21 protein-coding genes are annotated in these 20,901 nt (G+C 64.9%); 3 read left to right on the plus strand and 18 right to left on the minus strand.

Annotated elements, in window-relative coordinates; all coding sequences use genetic code 11:
* Positions 1 to 14: 14 nt before the first annotated feature.
* Positions 15 to 380, minus strand: a complete 366-nt coding sequence (locus QGN17_RS05515; protein ID WP_281043496.1) for a hypothetical protein — start codon at positions 378 to 380, stop codon at positions 15 to 17.
* A gap of 72 nt (positions 381 to 452) precedes the next feature.
* Complete coding sequence (gene tcuC, locus QGN17_RS05520; protein ID WP_281043497.1) at positions 453 to 1,724, minus strand: tricarballylate/proton symporter TcuC; 1,272 nt, start codon at positions 1,722 to 1,724, stop codon at positions 453 to 455.
* A 162-nt stretch (positions 1,725 to 1,886) separates the two neighbouring features.
* Here tcuC and QGN17_RS05525 point away from each other — a divergent pair, with 162 nt between their 5' ends.
* Positions 1,887 to 2,012 (plus strand): hypothetical protein, encoded by a 126-nt coding sequence (locus tag QGN17_RS05525; RefSeq protein ID WP_281043498.1) that lies wholly within the window; start codon positions 1,887 to 1,889, stop codon positions 2,010 to 2,012.
* 23 nt (positions 2,013 to 2,035) lie between these two features.
* Here QGN17_RS05525 and QGN17_RS05530 read toward each other — a convergent pair whose 3' ends face one another.
* The 14 genes from QGN17_RS05530 to QGN17_RS05595 form a co-directional block, all read right to left on the minus strand.
* A complete protein-coding gene (locus QGN17_RS05530) occupies positions 2,036 to 2,320 on the minus strand; it encodes a cytochrome C oxidase subunit IV family protein (protein WP_281043499.1) in 285 nt (94 codons plus the stop codon).
* A complete protein-coding gene (locus QGN17_RS05535; RefSeq protein ID WP_281043500.1) occupies positions 2,320 to 2,952 on the minus strand; it encodes a cytochrome c oxidase subunit 3 in 633 nt (210 codons plus the stop codon). Before QGN17_RS05535 ends, QGN17_RS05530 begins: the two co-directional genes overlap by 1 nt.
* Positions 2,949 to 4,616, minus strand: coding sequence for a cytochrome c oxidase subunit I (gene ctaD / locus QGN17_RS05540; RefSeq protein WP_281043501.1), 1,668 nt, complete (start codon positions 4,614 to 4,616; stop codon positions 2,949 to 2,951). The genes QGN17_RS05535 and ctaD overlap by 4 nt, the downstream gene beginning before the upstream one ends.
* Positions 4,613 to 5,542: a cytochrome c oxidase subunit II gene (gene coxB, locus QGN17_RS05545; RefSeq protein ID WP_281043502.1), complete on the minus strand. Its 930-nt coding sequence runs from the start codon at positions 5,540 to 5,542 to the stop codon at positions 4,613 to 4,615. The genes ctaD and coxB overlap by 4 nt, the downstream gene beginning before the upstream one ends.
* Complete coding sequence (locus QGN17_RS05550; protein ID WP_281043503.1) at positions 5,532 to 6,344, minus strand: SCO family protein; 813 nt, start codon at positions 6,342 to 6,344, stop codon at positions 5,532 to 5,534. Before QGN17_RS05550 ends, coxB begins: the two co-directional genes overlap by 11 nt.
* A complete protein-coding gene (locus tag QGN17_RS05555; protein WP_281043504.1) occupies positions 6,332 to 6,622 on the minus strand; it encodes a hypothetical protein in 291 nt (96 codons plus the stop codon). The genes QGN17_RS05550 and QGN17_RS05555 overlap by 13 nt, the downstream gene beginning before the upstream one ends.
* On the minus strand, positions 6,619 to 7,542 hold the full coding sequence (locus QGN17_RS05560; RefSeq protein ID WP_281043505.1) for a hypothetical protein: 924 nt from the start codon (positions 7,540 to 7,542) through the stop codon (positions 6,619 to 6,621). The genes QGN17_RS05555 and QGN17_RS05560 overlap by 4 nt, the downstream gene beginning before the upstream one ends.
* Positions 7,539 to 8,027, minus strand: coding sequence for a c-type cytochrome (locus QGN17_RS05565; protein WP_281043506.1), 489 nt, complete (start codon positions 8,025 to 8,027; stop codon positions 7,539 to 7,541). The genes QGN17_RS05560 and QGN17_RS05565 overlap by 4 nt, the downstream gene beginning before the upstream one ends.
* Positions 8,024 to 8,539, minus strand: coding sequence for a quinol:electron acceptor oxidoreductase subunit ActD (locus QGN17_RS05570; protein WP_281043507.1), 516 nt, complete (start codon positions 8,537 to 8,539; stop codon positions 8,024 to 8,026). The genes QGN17_RS05565 and QGN17_RS05570 overlap by 4 nt, the downstream gene beginning before the upstream one ends.
* Entirely contained in the window at positions 8,536 to 9,888 is a 1,353-nt protein-coding gene (gene nrfD / locus QGN17_RS05575) for an NrfD/PsrC family molybdoenzyme membrane anchor subunit (RefSeq protein ID WP_281043508.1), read from the minus strand. Before nrfD ends, QGN17_RS05570 begins: the two co-directional genes overlap by 4 nt.
* Entirely contained in the window at positions 9,885 to 12,659 is a 2,775-nt protein-coding gene (locus tag QGN17_RS05580; protein ID WP_281043509.1) for a 4Fe-4S dicluster domain-containing protein, read from the minus strand. The genes nrfD and QGN17_RS05580 overlap by 4 nt, the downstream gene beginning before the upstream one ends.
* Entirely contained in the window at positions 12,647 to 13,273 is a 627-nt protein-coding gene (locus tag QGN17_RS05585; RefSeq protein ID WP_281043510.1) for a cytochrome c3 family protein, read from the minus strand. The genes QGN17_RS05580 and QGN17_RS05585 overlap by 13 nt, the downstream gene beginning before the upstream one ends.
* 112 nt (positions 13,274 to 13,385) lie before the next feature.
* A complete protein-coding gene (locus tag QGN17_RS05590; protein ID WP_281043511.1) occupies positions 13,386 to 15,674 on the minus strand; it encodes an FdhF/YdeP family oxidoreductase in 2,289 nt (762 codons plus the stop codon).
* 50 nt (positions 15,675 to 15,724) lie between these two features.
* The gene (locus tag QGN17_RS05595; RefSeq protein WP_281043512.1) at positions 15,725 to 16,813 is read right to left on the minus strand and encodes a transporter substrate-binding domain-containing protein; all 1,089 of its coding nucleotides are present in this window, start codon (positions 16,811 to 16,813) and stop codon (positions 15,725 to 15,727) included.
* A 123-nt stretch (positions 16,814 to 16,936) separates the two neighbouring features.
* Between QGN17_RS05595 and QGN17_RS05600 the strand changes: the two genes are divergently transcribed.
* Positions 16,937 to 17,149, plus strand: coding sequence for a hypothetical protein (locus tag QGN17_RS05600; protein ID WP_281043513.1), 213 nt, complete (start codon positions 16,937 to 16,939; stop codon positions 17,147 to 17,149).
* A gap of 4 nt (positions 17,150 to 17,153) precedes the next feature.
* On the opposite strand, the gene QGN17_RS05605 is transcribed toward QGN17_RS05600, so the two are convergent.
* Both QGN17_RS05605 and QGN17_RS05610 read right to left on the minus strand, forming a co-directional pair.
* Positions 17,154 to 18,563, minus strand: coding sequence for a dihydrolipoyl dehydrogenase (locus tag QGN17_RS05605; RefSeq protein WP_281043514.1), 1,410 nt, complete (start codon positions 18,561 to 18,563; stop codon positions 17,154 to 17,156).
* The gene (locus QGN17_RS05610) at positions 18,563 to 19,201 is read right to left on the minus strand and encodes a glutathione S-transferase family protein (RefSeq protein WP_281043515.1); all 639 of its coding nucleotides are present in this window, start codon (positions 19,199 to 19,201) and stop codon (positions 18,563 to 18,565) included. The genes QGN17_RS05605 and QGN17_RS05610 overlap by 1 nt, the downstream gene beginning before the upstream one ends.
* Between QGN17_RS05610 and QGN17_RS05615 the strand changes: the two genes are divergently transcribed.
* On the plus strand, positions 19,157 to 20,896 hold the full coding sequence (locus QGN17_RS05615; RefSeq protein WP_281043516.1) for an MFS transporter: 1,740 nt from the start codon (positions 19,157 to 19,159) through the stop codon (positions 20,894 to 20,896). The two genes, QGN17_RS05610 and QGN17_RS05615, sit on opposite strands and share 45 nt — an antisense overlap.
* Positions 20,897 to 20,901: the final 5 nt, after the last annotated feature.

The following is a 20,901-nucleotide window of genomic DNA, read 5'->3' on the forward strand; positions in this document are numbered from 1 at the left end:
GCTCGATCGGTCGGTCAGCCGACTGGTCTCAGCCTGGGCTCCGGCACGGAGAGGCTCACGACCTCGACCAGCCTGAACCACAATCTCGGCATTACCTCGCTCCCGTCGTCGAGGCGGATCGGTTCCGGGGCCGCCAGCGCGAGCTCGGAGGCATCGAGCGTCATGTGCCCGCCGCCGAACCATCGCATGGACACCGCCTTCGCCTTCACATTCTCCATGACCCTCGCAACGGCAGGAGGGGTGAGGTCGCCGGTCTCTCCAAGCTCCTCGAGAGCGGCGCGGTCGAGATCGATCGTCCAACGTGCCACGCCGACGATCGCCTCGATCCGAGCGCAGTGGTCGGCTCGGGAAAAGTAGAATTGGTCGAGAGCGGTCGCCATAAAGCGTAAACGCCGCAGCGGGTTATGCGATCCCGCGATACAGACCTGACCGCTCGTCGCCGCCTGGGAGCCTCATATTGGTTCCTCGCGCGCGAACGGCGTGGAAATCAGGACCGCGGCCAGGCTGACCGCAGCGACGAGCGTCAGCCAGACGCCTGCGATGGCCTGGCTGTGGCTCGCTCCAATCGCCCAAGTGACGATGAAAGGCGTGAATCCGCCCACGGCTGTCGCCAGGCTGTAGGCGAGGCTGAAACCCGAGGCGCGCACCTCGGGCGGCACGATTTCGGTCAGATAGACGACCATCGCAGAGTTGTAGCTTGCATAGATGGCGGACAGCCACAGTTCGACCAGAATGAGCTTGGCGACGGTCGGCGAGTTGGTCAGCCACAGCATGGTTGGATAGGCGGTCAGGATCGCGAGCGTTGTGCATCCGATCAGGATCGGCTTGCGTCCGATCCGATCCGAGAGCGCGCCCATCAGTGGCAGCCAGACCAGGTTGGAGGCACCAACGGCAGCCGTCACGAGCAGATTGGCGCGCTCGGGCAGACCGAGCAGCTTGCCAAAAGTCGGTGTGAAGGCGGTGATCATGTAGAAGCTGACGGTCGTCATCAGGACGAGGCCGAGGCCCATCAGCACTCTTCCGCGCGACTCCCAGAGCGTGCGCAGGATTGTTGCCGCTTCCACATCTCTGCGCTTCTCGAACGCCTCGCTCTCGCGCAGATGGCGTCGCAGAACGAAGAGCAACGGTACGAGAAGACAACCGATGCCGAGCGGGATTCGCCATCCCCAGTCGGCGAGCGAAGCAGTGTCGAGCCGCCAAGTGAGCAGCACGCCGATCAAGGCGGCGGTGATCACGGCGACCTGCTGCGATGCGGATTGCCAAGAGACGTAGAAGCCCTTGGCGCCGGGCGGCGCCATCTCCGCGAGATACACGGACACGTTCCCAAGCTCGGCGCCAGCGGAGAACCCCTGCAAGAGACGCCCGGCAAGCACGAGTATCGGCGCCAGCAGCCCGATCGTCGCATATCCTGGCGTGACCGTGAGCGTGACGATGCCGACACTCATCAAGGCGAGTGTCAGCAGCAGCCCGGCACGTCGCCCGTGCCGGTCCGTGAAGGCGCCGAGAATGATGGCTCCGAGTGGCCGCATGAGGAACCCGACCCCGAAGGTCGCCAGGGATTTGAGCAGCGTGCTGAAGGCGTCGCCGGAAGGGAAATAGGCCGCCCCGATGGCGGCGGCGAAATAGCCGAATACCATGAAATCGTACATTTCGAGAAAGTTGCCGCTGGCGATGCGAACGACATCGAGCGCGGTCAGACGGGTTCCGGGAGAGCGAGACGTCATGATCCGATCCTAACGGTGTCCGGAGCCGGCAGGCCAGCCACTAGTCCTCACGCGAGACTTTGCGACGCTTGCGGCGGGGGTCACTTCGAGACGATCGGCCGGGCCGCCTGGATCCACGAGGCAGGCGTCGGCGTTGGGACCGCGATAGTCGAAGGAGCGGACATGGCCGACACGGACAACCAAACGGGGAAGAAGCCCGCCCGCTATCTCGGTCTCTACATCGCGGTCGCCTTCATCGTTGCGATCGTCATCGTCGTGGCATCGATCCATCATATGGGCACCCGCTGACCTTCGATCACCAGGCCGTCGCCTCAACGGGTCCAAAGGTCGGCGAAGGTCATCAGGAAGAGAAAGCTCAGCCAGACGACGCCGGCGAGCGCGGTTGTTCGCACCAGCGCACTCGATTTGCCGAGGCGCATGAACCCGATGAGGACCAGTCCCGCCTGTGCGATTACGATCGCGAGGCTCGCGACGAGCTTGAACGGAAGCCCCGGGACGAGAGCGTAAGCGAGGCTTATCCCGCCGAGCAGGAGCAGCGCAGCCCAAATGCCGCAAGGCGCGAGCAGGATCCGCCGGCGATCGGCTTCGTCCGGCATTACCGACCCACCAGATAGAGAAGCGGCCAGAGCAGCAGCCAGACGATGTCGACCAGATGCCAGTAGAGCGTGGTCACCTCGGCGACCATCCAGCGGCGTGCAAGCGTTCCCCGTCTTTCGAGCCAGAGCAGTCGCGCCACGCATCCGAGCCCGATCGTCAGGTGGATCGCATGGACGAGCGTGATGAACCAGTAGAAGGACCAGAAACGCGTCGCCCCGGTCTCGCCGGTAAAGGGGAAATCCGGCGCCGCCGGAAAAAGATGCTCGGCAAGGTCCTCGCGATATTCAAAGCCTTTCACTACCAGGAAAGCCGTCCCCAGCACGAGGGTGAAGACGATTCCCCAGCGCGCCGCCCGCATCCATCCGTCCCGTGCGGCGCGCTCCGCGATGGTCAGCGTGGCGCTGCTCGTCATCAGCAGGATCGTGTTGACCGTGCCGAGAAGCAAATTGGCATGGGCGGCCCCCCTGGCGAAGCCAACGGGATCCTGCATGCGCGCGACGGCGTAGAGGAAGAAGAAGCCGCCGAAGAACAGGATCTCGGTCGCGAGAAAAAGCCAGAGCCCGAACACCATCGCTTCGCGCTGCCGCTCCGCCTCCTCGAACGGCTCGACGAGGATCGGCGTCGCGCTCACGCCGGCTCGTCCTGCCGGGTCTCGTCGGCTCCGCCCGGTGCTTCGTCCCAGTCATGATAGGCATAGGGCTCGGTCAGCACGACCGGTGGCTCCAGGAAATTGTGCTTGGGTGGCGGCGAACTCGTGGTCCACTCCAGGCCCGTAGCCTCCCACGGATTGTCGCTCGCGCGCTTCCCGTTGAGCAGTGAATAGGCGAAATAGCCGAGCGGCATCAGGTAGCCGATCGCGAGCACCACCGCGCCGGTCGATGACATCACGTTCCACACCTGAAATTCCGGCGGATATTCGTGATACCGGCGCGGCATGCCGAGATAACCAAGAATGAACTGCGGAAAGAAGGTGAAATTGAAGCCGAAGAAGAGCGTGATCGCCGCGAAGCGCGCGAAGCTCTCGGAGTACATGCGTCCCGTGATCTTCGGCCACCAGAAATGCAGGCCGCCGAAGAAGGCGGATACGGCACCGCCGACCATGATGTAATGGAAATGGGCGACGACGAAATAGGTGTCGGAGAGATGCACGTCGACCGGGATGGAGGCCAGGAACAGGCCGGTCAGCCCACCCAGCGTGAAGAGACCGACGAAGCCCAGAGCATAGAGCATCGGCGCGGAAAAGCGGATCGAGCCGCGGTAGAGCGTGCCAGTCCAGTTGAACACCTTGATCGCGCTCGGAACGGCGATCACGAACGACAGGAAACTGAAGATCATGCTCGCAAAGGGCGACTGCCCGGCCACGAACATATGGTGGCCCCATACCAGGAAGCCGATCACCGCGATTACCAGCATCGCATAGACCATGAACTGATAGCCGAAGACCCGCCGGCGCGCCTCGCAGGCGATGATTTCGCTGACCACGCCCATTGCGGGCAGGATCATGATGTAGACGGCCGGATGGCTGTAGAACCAGAAGATGTGCTGGAAGAGAACCGGGTCGCCCCCTGCCCTTGGATCGAAGATCGGCAGGCCCAGCAGGCGCTCTGCGCAGATCAGCAACATCGCCATTGCCAGCACGGGCGTCGCCAGCACCATGACCAAGCTGGTCGCATACATCGCCCAGGCGAAGAGCGGCAGGCGCATCCAGGTCATGCCTTTGGTGCGCAGCAGATGGACGGTCGCGATGAAGTTGATGCCCGTCGCGATCGAGGAGAACCCGACCACGAAGATGCCGAAGGCCGCGAGCAGGACGTAGCTGTTCGAATAGAGCGTCGAGAGCGGCGTGTAGAAGGTCCAGCCGGTATCGACGCCGCCGAGCAACAACGCAGCGAGCGTGAAGATGCCGGCGATGATGTAGAGATACCAGCTCATCAGGTTGAGTCTGGGAAAGGCGACGTCCTTGGCCCCCACCATCAGCGGCAGCAGGAAGTTGCCGAGTGTCGCCGGGATCGAGGGAACCAGGAAGAACCAGACCATGATCACGCCGTGCAGCGTGAAGAGGCGATTATATTCGTCCGCCGTCGTGAAATCGCCCTGCGGTGTGAAAAGCTCCAGCCGGATCATCGTCGCGGCAGCCCCGCCGATGAAGAAGAAGCCGGTGATCGAAATGGCGTAGAGGATCGCGATCCGCTTATGATCGGTCGACAGCAGCCACGAACGCAGCGTCGTGCCTTCGGTCAGGTAGCTCGTCTCGCCTGGTTCGCGCGCGAGCAGACCGGTATCGTCACTCCTCATCGCGCCTGGCTCCGCTTGCCATCCTGGGATTTGATGTAAGCGACCAGCGCCACGACCTGCTCCTCGCTGGCGACTCCCTGATAGGAGGGCATGGTGGACTGGTAACCCGCCGTGACCTTGGCCTCGGGGCGTTCGATGCTCTCGCGCAGATAATCCTCGTCGGCCGTGACGCGGTTGCCGTCCGCCAGCACCACCTGGCTGCCATAGAGGTTCGCAAGCGACGGCGCAGGGACGCGTGCCTGCGCGCCATGGCAGGCTGAACAGCCGAGCGCGGTGAACAGCTGCGCGCCCTCGCCCGCCAGATCCTCGCCATGTGGCTGCTCTGCGAGCCAGCGTGCATAGGCCTCAGGCTCCATCACCGTGATCGTGCCCGTCATGCGGGCATGATCAGTGCCGCAATATTCGGTGCAGAAGAGGTGGTAGTCGCCCACCTCCTTCGCCTCGAACCAGGTCGATGTGTAGCGGCCCGGCAGGACATCCTGCTTGATGCGGAACGCCGGCACGCCGAAGCTGTGGATGACGTCCTGGCTGGTCATCTCGAGCTTCACCGGCACGCCGACCGGCACGTGTAGCGCGTCGATCTCGCGCACGCCTTCGGGATGCTGGACCTTCCACATCCATTGCTTGGCGACGACATGGATTTCGAGCGCCTTCTTTGGCAGCAGGAAATGCGGCAGCTGGGCGGCCGCCGCCCACCAGAAGATAAAGAGTGCTACGAACAGTGTGGCGACCGTCCAGCCGATCTCGACCTCGCGGCTCATGATGTCGGGCAAGGGCCCGCGGTTAGCCTTGGTCCCCCGCCGGTACTTGATGGCGAAGGTGAGGATGAGGCCGCCGACGATGGCCATGATGACGACGCTCAGGGCCACGAGGCCCCAGAAGATCCGGTCGACCGCCGGTGCCAGGGTCGAGGCCTCAGGCAGCATCCTGGGCCCTCCGATGCCGGCGCAGGCTGCCGAAAACGAACAGCCCAAGCCCCAGGCAGATCAGCAAGCCACCGATGCGCAGGCCGACCACGATCGGGCCGGCATAGACGCCGTGTGCGCTTGCCAGCCCGTAACAGATTGCGCTGACACGCCAAATGAGACCCGTGTCGGCCTTGGGGGTGGGCGGAGCGAGTGCGACGTCCTGCCATGCGCCCGCGACCGCAGCCTTCAGTTGCGCGGCGGTCGAGGCCGTTTCGGGCAGCAGCGCCGAAAGCCGCCCGCCGGGTGAAAACACATAGATGGCGGCGTCGTGGGCGAACTGGTCGGCCGCCGCGTCATAGACGGCATGATAACCGAGCGCCTGTTCCGCGCGTGCGACCGTAGCCGGCAGTCCGGTCAGCAGCTCCATTCCGGCCGCTTCGGCGAACAATCCTTTCAGCCGCTGCTCAGCAAGACGGCGTGCCAGCAAGGGACCGTCCTGATCCATTCCGATCACGATCATCCGATAATCGACGCAGGGCTTCAGCCCGGCATCGTGGAGCGCACCGGCCGTCAGGGTCACGCCGGGTCCGCAAATGTGGCGGCAACTGTAATCGGCGAAGAGGAGCACCGTCGGAGTGGCTCCAAGCGACACGCGATAGGGTCGACCGGACTGGTCGATGAACGAAAGGCCGGCTGGGAGCGCGGCGCCTGCCGGCGGGGTTGCGCCGACATCGGCCAATTGCGCAGGCGTGAGCGCCGCCGACGCCGGATGTACGAGCAGAACCGCCAAAAAGGCCAGCCAACGTGTCAGTCGTTCCACAGCGCGTCTCCCCGGGCTGCAGTCGCTGCCATCGCGCGATCGATGCCTGCTGGCGGTCGCGAGGCTGGAACCGGTTGCCGGTCGCGAGGAGCGCTGTCGATCGTCTCCAGCTCGGGCTGTGGGAAGCGCACCGGATCGGCGCGTGTCCGGGCGGCATAATATCGGTTGTAGAAAAGCCCTGTCCCGACCACGAGGATGAGGAGCAATACAACGAACGCCGCGAGCCCCTTGAGCGCCGGCCGATCGTCGACCTGCCAATCCTCATATTCCTGGCTCATATGGCGGCTCCCCATACGCATGCGCTCGTCGCGACAATCCCGGCGAGAACCGCCAGCAGCCCAAGCCATCCCGCAGGTCCAGCTGCGATCCAGCAAAGCGTCAGGCCGAGAGCGAACAAGGCGGCCACACCGGCCCGGCGACGCGATGAGTCATCTCGACCAAGACCGACGAAAAGGATCGGCACCAGCAGGCCGATCAGCAGTGCCGACCCCGGCAGAACCGCGGCCGGCATGCCCTGCCGCCCGGAATACCAACCGACATGCGCTGGAAGATTCCCAAACCAGACGATCGCGAAATCGATGTAGAGCAGATAGGCGAGGCCGAGCGCGCTCGCGACGAGCAGGTAAGCAAGGTCGCGACGTTGTGTCGGGCTGCCGAAGCCCGCCGCACAGGCGAGCGCAGATGCGCCTCCGATCTGGATGACCGCCAGCATCATCGGCGCTGCGGAATTGGGCTGGGCCGGCGCGCTCCCTAGCAGCCAGTCATATCCCATCACCGACACGATCAGTCCGTGGGCGAGCAGCAATGGTCCGGCCGGAAGCACCCGACCTCCGGCCAGAGCGCGCGCAAGCCACGCCCAGAAGGCCCACGCCACCGCCGAGCGCAAGGCGAATGCCGGGGGCGAAAGCCAGATGTGGAGGTGACCATCGGGCCAGTGGAAGAGCGCCTGACCAACGATCAGCGGTAGGGCGAGCAGGGCCAGCCATGGTGTCCATCCAAGCATCGGCTTCAGCGCCGCATCCCAATCGGCACCGACGACGCGCGCGATCAGAAGCAGCGCGACGGCTCCGATCGGCGGTGCGCTCAGCCAGAGGAACGCGGCCCTCCAGCCATCGGCGGCGGCGCGCGGTGCGATGGCGACCAAGGCGAGCAGCACGGCGAAGCCCGCCATAGCGAGGAGGACGACACGGAGTCTCACGCCCCTTTCCCTGTCGGCTCGCCGGCGCGAAGCCGCTTCAGAGCCTCGACGTAGGCGGCGATCGCCCAGCGATCGGATGGTTCGATCCGATCCGCAAACGGGTACATGACACCCGAACCGTGGGTGATCACGTCGACGGTCCGGCGCGAATGATCCTGCGAGCCGAAGGCCGGTGGACGCGGGAAGCCGCGCTGCACGACACGCCCCTCGCCTCCACCGTCTTCGCCGTGGCAGGCGGTGCAGAAGATCCCGTAGCGGTCCTGTCCTCGCTCCAGCAGCGCCACGGTGACGGGTGGAGGTTCGTCGAGCGCCACGTCGCGCGCCGGCTGGTCCTGGGCGATGCTGCCGTCCGGCGCAACGCTCGATACGGCCGGACCGCCCTTCCAGAGCGTCGCGTCGCCCTGAGCGTCGTGGCGATCCTGCCTGGTCATAGACAGATCGCAGCCGACCAGCGGCAGCAACAGGATCAGCCACTGCGCCCTCATCGGGTCACCATCCGGCTGTGCACGGCCCCGGCATCGGCCAGCATGGCGAGCACATCGCCTCCATCGCCCGCGTCACAGGCAAGCGCGATCACGAAATGCTCGGACGAGGCCCGTTCGACCTCGGCGATGTCGAATGCCGGATGATGCAGCCGGGTGAGCCCGGCACGCACGATGAAGGCGATCATGCCGGCGACACCGGCCGCAAGCGCTCCGAACTCGATCGGAGCGATCAGGAACACCTGCCAGCTGTGCAGCGGCCGCGCGCCGCTGTCGAACGGGTAGGATTGGGTCGCGGTCCACCAGATGAAGCCGTAGAAGAGCAAAGCGGCCGCCAGCCCGCCCGCGATCGCGATCCAGGCGATCGGTGCCGCCGACTCTTCGCCGATCGCGCCGATCTCGACAGGATAGGGCGACCAGAGCCCGACCACACGCCTCCCGGCCTCGTCCGCTTTGGCGACGCCCACACGGAACGCCGCCTCGTCGGCGAAGCTCGCGAGCGCGAGCGCCGTCACCGGGTGCTCCCCTTCGCGGCTTCGGCCAGCTCGCGGATCTCGTACATCGGGACCAGCGGGATAATCCTGGAGAGCAGCAGGAATGCGAAGACGAACAGCCCGCCGGTCCCAAGCAGGATCGCGAAATCGACGAGCGTTGGAACGTAGAGCGTCCAGGCGGCCGGCTCATAGCCGATCGACAGCGTGTTGCAGATGATCAGGATGCGCTCGAAATACATGCCGACCAGCACGCCTGCCGAGACGACCACCAGCACGGGCACGGAGCGCCGAAGGGCCGGGCTCCAGAAAAGCTGCGGAAGAAGGCAGTTGCCGAGGATCATTCCATAAGTGAGCCCGGCATAAGGCCCGGTGAAGCTGAACCGCAGGAAGCGCAGGTCAGCGGCCTCGCCGGTCCAGAGCGCCGACATCCACTCGCTGCCATAGGACAGAAGCATCACTGAGGCCGCGGCCAGCAACATCTTTGCGCAGGCGTCGAGATGGGCCGGGCGGATCATCGCCTCGAGGCTGAGCGCCGCGCGGATCACCAGCGCCAGGAGGACGACCATCGCGAACCCGGAGAAGAAGGCGCCGACGACAAAGTAGGGCGGGAAGACGCTTTCGGTCCATCCGGGCATCAGCGAGGCGGCGAAGTCGAGACCGACGATCGAGTGAACCGAGCAGACCAGCGGCGTCGCGATCACCGCCATCACCCGCTGCAGGCGCTGGTGCGAGCGCCACTGCGCGGGCGTGCCCTGCCAGCCCAGGGCGAACGCCCCCCAGATCCGGCGCCAGTGCCGCGGTCCGTCGCGGTCTCGCAACGTCGCAAGATCGGGGATCAGGCCGAGATAGAAGAAGATCAACGAGAAGAGCAGATAGGACAGGATCGCCCAGAAGTCCCAGACGAGCGCTGAGCGCCATTGCGGCCAGAGCCCCATCGTATTCGGATAGGGCGCCATCCAGTAGAAATACATGGGCCGCCCGAGGTGGATGATCGGGAAGAGCCCCGCGATCGAGACCGCGAGGATCGTCATCGCCTCGGCGAAGCGGTTGATCGCGTTGCGCCATTTCTGCCGCGTCAGGAGCAGCAGGGCGGAGATCAGGGTCCCGGCATTGCCGATGCCGATCCACCAGACATAATTGGCGATCGGAAAGCCCCAGACGACCGCCGAGTTGTTGCCCCACATGCCCGGGCCGTAAGCGAACGAAATACCGGTCGCGAGGACTCCGATGCCGGTGACGCCAAGCGAGACGAGCACGGCGATCCACCAGCGCTTTCCGGCTTTGCCCTCGACCAGCGGACCGGCGATCGCATCAGTGATCGCCTTATGGTCGGACATGGAAGGGAGCAGCCAGCGCGCCGCGTCGCTCATGCTGTGCCCTTCCCTTCACCGACGTCGCGGACCTTGGCGAGATAGGTGGTTCGTGGACGGGTGCCGAGCTCTTCCAGCAGTGCATAATGACGGGGGTCATGGCGGAGTCTCGCCACGTCGGAGGTGGGATCGGCGATATTGCCGAAGCGGATCGCCTGTGTCGGACAGGCCGCCTGGCAGGCGGTTACTGGCGTCGTGAGCGCTTCGCCCGTCGCGTCGGCCTCGTGCTTGGCCGTCTCGATCCGCTGCACGCAATAGGTGCATTTTTCCATGACGCCGCGCGCGCGCACCGTGACGTCGGGATTGCGTTGCGCGGTGACGGGCGCGGGATCGAGATCGCCCCAGAGATCGGCGCCGGCATAATCGAGGAAGTTGAAACGGCGCACCTTATAGGGGCAGTTCGCCTGGCAGGTGCGCGTGCCGATGCAGCGGTTATAGACTTGCAGGTTGAGACCCTCGGCGCTGTGCACAGGCGCCTCAACCGGGCATACCGGTTCGCATGGCGCCGTCTCGCACTGCATGCAGGGTACGGGCTGATATCCGCCACCATGCTCATGCTCGTAGCGGTCGACGCGCAGCCAGTGCATGTCGCGCCCCTTGCCGATCTGCTCGGGCCCGATCGCGGGGATGTTGTTCTCGGCCTGGCAGGCGACCACGCAGGCATTGCAACCGATGCAAGCCGACGTGTCGATCACCATCGCCCATTGCGGTGCGTCGGCTGGTCGCTCAGGCCCGACCCCGAGCAGTGTGGCGCGGGAGGGCGGCTTCGGTATCGTCTCTCCGGGAGCCACCACGGGGAAGAGCGAGGTAGCCTCGCCATCGAGCGCAAAGTCCTTCTGATTGCGCGGCGTGTGGGCCTTCGCGCCGGTCGGGACCAGCGTCACCTCCCCGCTCAGCCAGCCGCCACGAGACCCGCGCAAACGGTAGGCGTCGGTCCCGGCACCGAGAGTGCCCGGTGCCGTCGCAATGGGCCCACCGGCGGTTCGCCCGTGGCCCAGCGGGAGAGTCGCGACCCCGTCGGCCTGCCCTTCGACGACCTTGATCGGAGCGCTGAGCCCGGCGAAGGCAACGAGATCCTCGTCGCCGACGCCAAGCCGCCGCGCGTCGCCGGGCGAGATGCGGAGCGCCGCCCCCCAGACCTGGCGTGTCACGGGATCCGGGCATTCCTGCGCCCAGGCATTGGTCGCGCCGCACCCGTCCCAGAGCGTCGGCGAGGGCGGCAGGGTCACGATCGTTGCCGCCGATGCCCGCCCCGGCGCCGGCATCACCAGTCTCGCGTCGCCTGGGGAATCGGGAGCCGCCGCCGTGCCCTCGATCACGCCCGCCACAAGCAGGTCGCGCCAATGGCTGTCGTCGGTCGCGTTCCACTGGCGGCGGACACGGTCATGATCGGTGGGACGCGGCCCCGCAGGATCGAGCATGGCGAGCGCAGCCAGCGCGCTTCGCCCGCCGAAGAGCGGTTTCACCATCGGCTGGATGAGACTGGCGGTCCCGTCCGGGCCACGCGCATCGCCCCAGCTTTCGAGGCTGTGAGCCAAAGGCGCGCGCCACCGCGTCGCCATCGCCGTCTCGTCGGGAAAGGCCGAGAAGGAGACGCTGAGCGGCACGCGTCCCAGCGCCTCGGCGAAATGCCAGGACGGAGGCGCGTAGAGTACCGGATTGGCATCTAGCACCATCAAGGTGGAAACGCGCCCGGCGGCCATGTCGCGCGCCAGGCCCGCGAGGCTCTCGATGTGGCTGGATGGATCCGGATCGACCGGGTCGATCCAGTCGACCGGCGCGTGGAGGCGCTGATTGACCCAGGCGGCAAGGGCATGAACCTCGGGCGGCTGCCCGCGCCCGGCCATGACGACCGCCCGGCCCTGCGCTTCACGGAGGTCCCTGATGACAGAGGCAACGAGGGTAGCCGCGTCGGGCGGCAGGTCGACGCCACCTGCGTTTCCCATCCCCAGCGACGCCGCCACGGCAAGCAGGGCGTTCACGACCAACGCCGGATGCAATGCCACTCGCCGGTCGGCGCAGATGCCCGACTGGGTCGGAGATGGTTCCAGGACGTAGGTGCGCTGCGGTTTGCCGGTCGCGCGCCGTCGGTCGGCCCAGGCGCGGGCGAAAGCCACCTGATCGGGTCCCGGTCCGAGCGGATCGGCATCGAGCAGCACGAGCACGTCGGCCTCGGCCAGGCGCGCCCGCATCGTGAGCGGCCGCCCGAAGGCGAGAAGCGCGCCCTCACGCTCGGCATCGTCGTCGATCGCCTCCGAACGGATGTGGCGCAGCCCTGGCATCCGCATCCGCGCCTCGGCGATGCGGGAGAGGAGGCTCGGTGAAGTCACGCGACCCGTGAGTAGTACCGCACCCTCGCCGTTGCTGCCTGCCAGCCGCGCAATCAGCGCCCGCTCGAGCATCGGCCAGCCGGCTATGCCGTCGGGGCCGGCCGGTGCGCGAAGGCGCTGCGGATCGTATAGGTCAAGAATCGCGGTCTCGGTGAAGAGATCGGTCGCGCCAAGACTGGCCGGATGCGTTGCCGAACCTTCGAATTTGATCGGCCGGCCGTCGACGACCAGCGCGGTAGCGCCGCGTCCGTAGCCGCCGAGCGTCGTTGTCGTCGCATAACGCCGAACCCGCCCGGCGCGATCGCCGTCCTTGTCCTCCAAGGCGGGGACGATGGGCTGGTCGGGCTTGGAGCACCCCGCGAGACTAGCCGCAGCGCCCGCCGCGATCAGCCGCAGCACCTCTCGCCGTGCGACAAAGTCGGGTTCGCTCAGCGATGGCATGTCGAGCAGTCCGTGAGTTTGCGGGATCGCTCGACACCGAGCAGATGCGCGTGGATGCGCTGGAGTTCTTCGTCCGGGATCGGTGCGTCATAGGGGCGCGACCATGTGATCCGGTCCTGGGGCACAAGGCGCTTTGCAGGATCGCGATGGCAATCGAGACACCATTGCATGGTCATCGGCGTCGCCTGCGCGGTCAGCGGCATTTGGCGCAGGTCGCCGTGGCAGGCAGCGCAGGGCACGCCGTTGCGGACATGGACGTGATGGTCGAAGTACACGTAATCCGGCAAGCGGTTGACCCGCGACCAGACGAGCGGCGTCCCCGTCGCCAGGCTATTGCGCACCGGCGCCAGCATCTGGGCGTTGGTCCAGATCTGCGAATGGCAGGTCATGCAGACCTCCGTGGTCGGCACCGTCGCCTTCGCGCCGGTCTCGACACCGACATGGCAGAAGCGGCAATCGATCCCGAGTTCGCCAGCATGATGCTTGTGGCTGAATGGGACCGCCTGCTCGACGAAGCGATCCTGCCCGGTGATCGTGCCGGTATGCTGCAGGATGAGGACGAAGACGAGGAGCAGAGGCGACAGAAGCAAAAGCACCAGCGCCGTGCGCGCCACGCTGTTCGCTCCGGGTCGGAATAGCTGCGCCAAACCGTCGATCTTCCCCTAGAACCGGCCTTTCCCCTCGACCGGCCCAACGCACGCGTGCCCAATGGTTTCCCGGGCTCGATCAGGGACAGATCCGGACAGGCACCGACTTGGCCGCCGGAACGTGGCTTTCCTCGGCATGATGCTCGACCGGGATCAGCACATTAGCTTCCGGATAGTAAGCGCCGAGGCAACCGCGCGGGATATCGTAGGGCGTGACGATCATGCCATTGCGCCGGCGGTGGACACCGTCGTCCGCGTCGCTTTCGAGCGCCACGATCTGTCCTTCCGCGAGGTCTGCCGCCGCAATGTCCGCTTCGTGCATGAGCAGCACGTCGCGGGTGCCTTTGATCCCGCGAAAGCGATCGTGATAGCCATAGATGGTGGTATTGAACTGGTCGTTGGATCGCAGCGTGATTAGCCGATATCGACCATCCGCGTCCTTGAAGCCCGTGGCCGATATGTCGCCCGGCGTCAGGAATTCAGCTCTTTTGCTCGGCGTCTCCCAGATACGTTCCGAGGCCTTGTTGCCCTTCCAGACCCCGCCGGGCGTGAACAGGCGCTTGTTATAATCCTTGAAGATCGCCGGATAGGTCTCCTCGATTGCATCGCGGATCGTCGAATAATCTGCAACCCAGCCGTCCCAATCGACCTTGGGGTTGTCGTCGAGGATGCGTTTGGCGATCCCGGCCACGATCGCCGGCTCCGAAAGCAGATAAGGGCTGGCGGGCTTAGCCTTGCCGCGGGAGCCGTGGATGCAACTGGTCGAATCCTCGGTCGAGACCGCCTGGGGTCCGCTCGCCTGCGCATCCTGTTCGATGCGGCCGAGACAGGGCAGAAGATAGGTCACCCTGCCTGCGAAAAGATGGTTGCGATTGAGCTTGGTCGCGATTTGCACAGACACGTCGAGGCGTGGCCAAGCTTCCTCCATCCGTCCGGTCTCAGGTACGGCACGCAGGAAATTTTCTCCGAGCCCGACAAACGCCTTCACCGATCCGTCGATCACGCCCCGGCAGGTCTCGACGGTGTCGAGGCCTTTCTCGCGTGGCGCCTTGAAGCCGTATTGCGCTTCCAGCTTCTCGACGGGCACCAGTTCGGTCTTTTCGGTGATGCCGACGGTGCGCTGCCCCTGCACGTTGGAGTGTCCGCGAACCGGGGTCGGGCCGGCGCCGGGTTTTCCGACATTGCCGCGAAGCAGGAGCAGATTGACGATCATGCGGACGGATTCGACGCCCTTGACGTGCTGGGTGATGCCCATGCCGTAGATCGCCATCACCGCCTTGGCCTTGGCATAGATGCGCGCAGATGCTTCCAGCTCCTCGCGGGCAAGGCCAGTCTCGCGCTCGATGTCCGCCCACTCCGTCCTGCGGATGGCGGCGGCGAAATCCTCGAAACCCTTGGTATGCTGGGCGATGAAGTCGTGATCGAGGATCGGCAGATCACCGTCCGCCTTCGCCAGATCGTCCCAGTCGATCAGGAATTTGCAGATGCCTATGATCGCCGCGATGTCGCTGCCGGCTCGCAACTGGTGATATTGGGTCGATATCGCGGTCTCTTTGAGCGTCGCCATCTCGACCGGGTTCTGAGGGTCGGTGAAGCGTTCCAGCCCCCTCTCCTTCAGCGGATTGAAGGTGACGATCTCGACGCCGCGCTTCCGACAATCGCGCAGGTCGTGCAGCATGCGCGGCGCGTTCGATCCGACGTTCTGGCCGAAGAAGAAAATCGCGTCGGTTTCCTTGAAATCCTTGAGCTGGGTCGTGCCCACCGGCACGCCGATCGCGGCCTTCAGGCCGACCGATGTCGATTCGTGGCACATGTTGGAACTGTCCGGCAGGTTCTGGTTGCCGAACATCCGCGCCATCAGCCCGTACATATAGGAGGCTTCGAGGCTGGTCCGGCCCGATGAATAGAAGACGACCGATTTCGGATCGAGCCGCTTCAACGCACCTCCGATCTCGTCGAAAGCCGCCTCCCATTCGACCGCCGCATATTTGTCGGTATCAGGGTCGTAGCGCAGTGGATGCGTGAGGCGACCATGCTGTTCGAGGTCGTAATCCTTCCAGCCGCGCAGCTCGGTGAGCGTATGCTCGGCGAAGAATTCCGGGGTCGTTCGATAGCGGGTAAGTTCCCACGCGGTCGCCTTCGCGCCTTCCTCGCAGAACTCGGCCGGATGATGATCGGCAGGCTTGGGCCATGCGCAGCTCACGCACATGAAGCCGTCGGGCTTGTTCTGGCGGGCTAGCTCCCGATATCCTTCCGGTCCCAGATGCTCGCGAGGCAAAATGTCCGCCAGCGATCGGACAGAGCCCCAGCCGCCGGCCGGCCCCTTGAATGGCTCGATCTGCGGATCGTCCGAACTCTGCTTGGTCACGCGCTGCTACTCCTAATGGGCGGGTCGGGGCGGAACGAAGCACCGTCGCTTCACTGGTCCGCTCCGAGCGTTTCGGTCACGAGCGCATTCCAGGGTTGGCCGTCGATCCGGCGAAGAAGGGACTCGTTGATCCCTTCACGCAGCTTCGACCCCTGAGGCAGGCCGAAGGCGTAATCCTGTCGGCCGAAATCGCCCGGAACCAGCTTCAGTTTTCCGCTGTAGCTTTGCTTGATGACATAGCGCAGCAGCGGACGATCGTAGACGAACGCGTCGATCTGCCCCGACGCCACGGCGTCCAGCCCCGCCTTGATCGAAGTAAAGCGCTGGAAGCCGACATTGGTTCGGTTGAGCCAGTCTTCGGCCGCCGAGCCTTCGATCGATCCGACCTTTGCACTGGCGAGGTCGTCCGCATTCTTGATTTGGCCGCTCAGCCTGCTTTCGGTAAGCGACGAGGCGATCATGCCGGTGAACGTCGATATTATGATGATCGCCGCAAACATCCAGATCGTCGCGATCACGCGACCGGCGAGAGTGCGCGGAGCCTTGTCGCCATAGCCTACCGTCGTCATCGTGACGGCCGAGAACCAGAAACCGGCGCCGATGCCGCGGCTCGCCGGTCCACCGAATTGCTCGTCATTGGCCCGTCGCTCGGCCCACCAGAACAGGATCCCGATCACCAGCAGCACGGCGACCAAAGCGAGCACGGCTTGAAGGAAACCCCATGTGAAGAAGTTCCGGAGGAGAACGAGCCAGGCCGGTGGCGACTTGCCGACCGCGATACCGAAACCCGTCGTGTAATAAGGGTGCGTGAAATCGATCTTCAGTTCGCGCCCCGGCGTTACGGTCAGCGCTCCGACGCTCGCGGCATATCGGCCCTGCGCGACGCCGTCGACCATGTCCGGCAGGCTGGTCTCCTGGAGCCGGAAGTTGAGGTTCAGATCGTGGGCGACGCCGCGCCAGAGGTCGATCGCCAGGCCCTGCCACTGCCCGTCCGGCCGCTTCATCGCAAAGGGCGGCGCCTCGTGGGTAGCGACGACGAGGGTGCCGGGAGACGAGTTTGGTGCCATCGGTGCCTGCGCCGCGACGGGCGACGCAAGCAGGGCGAGGATCAGAAGCAACACGGAGCGAAGCAACGTCACACGCCTCTCCCAACAGCCTCATTTGATGAGAGAACCTTCGGGCAGCTTATTGTGTCCGGGCGCCCGTGTTTCAGCGACGCATCCGCGGCGAGACTTGATCGTTCATACGGCCAGGAGATGATGATGAACGACCCGAAGACCGAGGCAGGGCGACGCGCCAACGATCCGGTGGAACTGGAGGAGACAATCTCTTCCAAGGACCGGAGGGACGATAAGCCGCCGACACCGGAGACTCCGCCCAAGTCTGAGATGGACGAGGCCGCCGCAGAGAGCGCGCCCGAGCTCAGGGATATTCGCGTCAACGGTAAGATCGACAGACCTGACGGGAAGAACTGAAATCTCAGCCTCCCGACGGCGTCCCCTCGTCGCGCGTTTCCGGCGCGGAGAGGCCGATCTGCTTACAGATCGCGCGCAGCGCGCGCTTCAATCCCTCCTCCAGCGTCGGGTGATAGTAAGGGCGATCGAGCAGATCTTTCGTCGTGGCCCCGCTCTCGATGGACCAGGCCAGCAGGTGTCCCAGATGATCGGCGCCGGGGCAGAGCAAGACCGCTCCGGTCAGCCGTCCCTCGCCGGCCTCGGCGAACAGACGGGCGATCCCCTCCGCTTGACCATCGATGCGCGCCCGGCCCTGCTGGCGATAGTCCGTATCTCCCGCGAGAAGCCCCTTGCCCGCCCGCCGACCGATGAGGACAAGCGGTGGATCCGTGAACATGATCGAGAACGGCACGCAGCGGCGGCCGGGTTTTCCATCCGGATGTCGTGCGGCATTGGTCCCGGCAATAGCGCCCTCGGCAGACGCCTCGTGGAGAACCGGCCGATCCGCATCAGCATCGCCCGCAATGTAGATCGCGCTCGTCCCGCAACGCATGGTTTCGCGATCGAACAGGGGAACGCCCTTGTTGTCGAGCTCAAGCCCGGCAGCTTTCAGATCCAGGTCACGTAGGTTGGGCGGCCTCCCAGCCGCGACGAGGACATAATCGAAGAGGCCGTTGCCGGCCGTCGCGCCCTTCCATTGCAGGGCGGCCTTGCCGTCTTCGGTTCGGGCGGCGATCTCGACGCCGAGTGCGATACGCATATCCTGCGCGAGGATCGCCTTGAGACGATCGGCGATCGTCTCGTCATCGATGCCGGCGAGCGTGCCGGCCTTGTCGAGCAAAGTCACGTCAACGCCAAGTCGGGCCATGGCCTGGGCAAGCTCCAGTCCGAGTGGTCCCGCGCCCACTACGGCCAGCGTACTGGGGAGCTCCGGAAGCTCGAAGATCGTTTCGTTCGTCAGCACGAGATCGGAAATCGGCTCGAAGGTCGACGGTATTTCTGGGCGCGAGCCGGTTGCGACCACCACCGCCTTGGCCTCGATCGTCCTTCCGTCGCTCAGCATCAGGGAATGCTCCGCCACGAACCGGGCTCTCGATTGCACAGCGATGCCATCAGGGAGTTTTTCAATCTCTTCGCGCGTGGCGCCTGCAAAATGATCGCGCTCATGTCGCAATCGGGCCATCACCTCCGCGCCATTGATGGTCGGCGCTGCACGAACTCCGAACACGTCCGCAGTGCTGGCGGCGTGCGCCACGCGGGCAGCGGCGATCAGAAGCTTCGAGGGCATGCAGCCGACATTGGCGCAGGTCGTCCCGATGAACTCGGGATCGATGAGCAAGGTCTTCGCACCCGCTCGCCGGGCGGCTCGCTCTGCCGAGAGGCCGGCGGTCCCGGCCCCAATGATCGCGACGTCGCAATGCAAAGCGTCGCCCATCACCCCTCACCCCACAGGCGACGCACCTTCGCCACGGAAGACCGCGCCAGCATCCGATGGAAATGATCGTTCACGTGCGACGGCAGGGAGATCTTGTTCGGCTCCGCCCAGCGTTCGACGTAGAAGAGCGCCGCATCGGCGATCGAGACGGTCTCCCCCACCGCATAGGCCGCGCCGGCCATTTGGCTGTCCAGAAGGGCGAAGGCGCGTTCGACGATTTCCCGGCCCTGATGCTCAACCTTCGAGCGACCAAGCCCGAGCGTTCCGTGAAGCGCGTCCTGCGGCTCGAAATAATCGGGTTTGAAAATCCGGGTGAAGCCCTGGCCGTGAATCGTCCCCTCGATGTAATCGAGGATCTCGACCATCCGCGTCTCTGCCTCGGCATCGTCCGGAATCAATCCTGCTTCCGGATAGGACCGCGCTATCCAGGTGCCGATCGCACCGAATTCCGTCAAAACCGAGCCGTCGTCGCGCAATAGAGTCGGCACCTTGCCCTTCGGATTGATCCGGAGGAATTCCTCGGCCCGCGTCCCACCGCCCGCGACGTCGATCTTCTCTGTCTCGAAGGTGGCACCGGCCTCCTCGAGCAGGATATGGATGCCGATCGCACAGGTGTGCGGACCCCAGTAAAGCTTCATCTTTCATATCCCTGCCATCCAGCGCCCATTCGAGAACCCGCGACGAGCGATTTCGGCTCCGCACCTTCGCGAAGCCGGGCGCCGCGAAAATTTCTCCCGATCACGACGGAACGTCCCCGCACCGGTCGGATTGTAACGGCGTCAGCCAAAGGGGACCGGGGCAATTTGGAATTCAGATCCGCGATAGGGTTGCTCGGCATAGTGCTTGCGGCGATCGCGGCTCAGCTGAACGACGCTGTCCTCAATACCGCCTTATCGGATGTCGCGGGCAATATCGGATTGTCCGAAGACACGGCGACATGGCTGCAGACGTTGTTCATCACCGGCCAGGTGCTGGGCATGTGCTCCTCGCCGTCGCTCGGCATCGGACTGTCCTTCCGGCGCTTCGCCCTGTTCGCCGTATTCATGAATTGCTTCCCGGCGCTCCTCATGACGCTTGGCGGCTACAATGGCGGCGCCGTCCTGACTTTGCGTTTCCTGGAAGGGCTCGGCGCAGGCTTCACCATTCCCCTGATCCTGACCATCGCGCTGCGGACGGTCGGACCTGGCGTACGGCTCTACGCGCTTTCGGTTTATGCGATGACGGCGACGCTCACACCCAATCTGGCCACCAGCTTCGCGGGTCTCTGGATCGACGGTGTTCGCGACTGGCATTTCGTTTTCCTCCAACCCCTTCCCTTCTGCGCGCTCGCCGCGATCTGCATCTGGTGGGGACTACCGGCGGAGGAAGGCGAGATCGACCGGCTGAAGAAATTTGACTGGCCGGGCCTTCTGTTCGTCGCGACCGGATGGGGCAGCCTGACAATCGTGTTCGAACAAGGCGACCGGTTGGACTGGTTCAACTCGCCGCTGATCATCGTGCTCACGCTTCTGGCCGCTGTCTCGCTTCCCGCTCTCTTCATCTCCGAGCGCTTCGCTAAGGTGCCGTTGATGAAGTTCAGCCTGCTGAAGGAAGGCAACCTCGCTTATCCGGTGCTGACGCTGATCCTGTTCCTCGTGCTGGCCCTTACCGCCAGTACGGTGCCGGTGAGCTTTCTCGAGCAGGTTCAGGGCTACAAGCCGCTGCAGGCGCACACGGTCACTTTGATCGTCGCTTTACCGCAATTCGTGCTGCTGCCGCTGACCGCGTGGATCCTCGATCACCGTCACATTGACGCGCGTTGGGTGAATACCACCGGCTATGTGCTCGTCATCGTCGCGTGCCTGGGCTGCGCCCAGCTTACCAGCAGCTGGAATCGCGACCAATTCTACCTGTGGCAGATCGTCCAGTCGGTCGGCTTCGCCTTCATCGTGATGCCGATCCTGATGATCGCGACCAATGCCATCGAGGTCGACGAAGCGCCCTACGGCTCGGCGCTCGTCAACACGCCGCGCGCCGTGGCCGAGGGGATCGGCGTCTGGGCGATCGAACTTATCGCGCGGTGGCGCGGTGGCCTGCATCGCGATCGCATTGTCGATCTGGTCGGCCAGAACAGGCTGACGCTTGAACAGCTCCACCTCCTTCCCACGACGGCGACCGAAGGGCCCGACACCGTCTATGCTACGATCAATGGGGAGATCACGCGTCAGGTCGCGACGCTGACGACCATCGACACCTATGTTCTGCTGGGATCGATCGCGATCGTGCTGATGATCGCGCTCTGGACGATACCCCACCGCACCTATCCGCCGCGCATCGCGCTGGCCGAGAGTTGAGGACC

The organism is Sphingomonas oryzagri, from assembly GCF_029906645.1.
In the GTDB taxonomy this organism is placed as follows: Bacteria; Pseudomonadota; Alphaproteobacteria; order Sphingomonadales; family Sphingomonadaceae; genus Solisphingomonas; species Solisphingomonas oryzagri.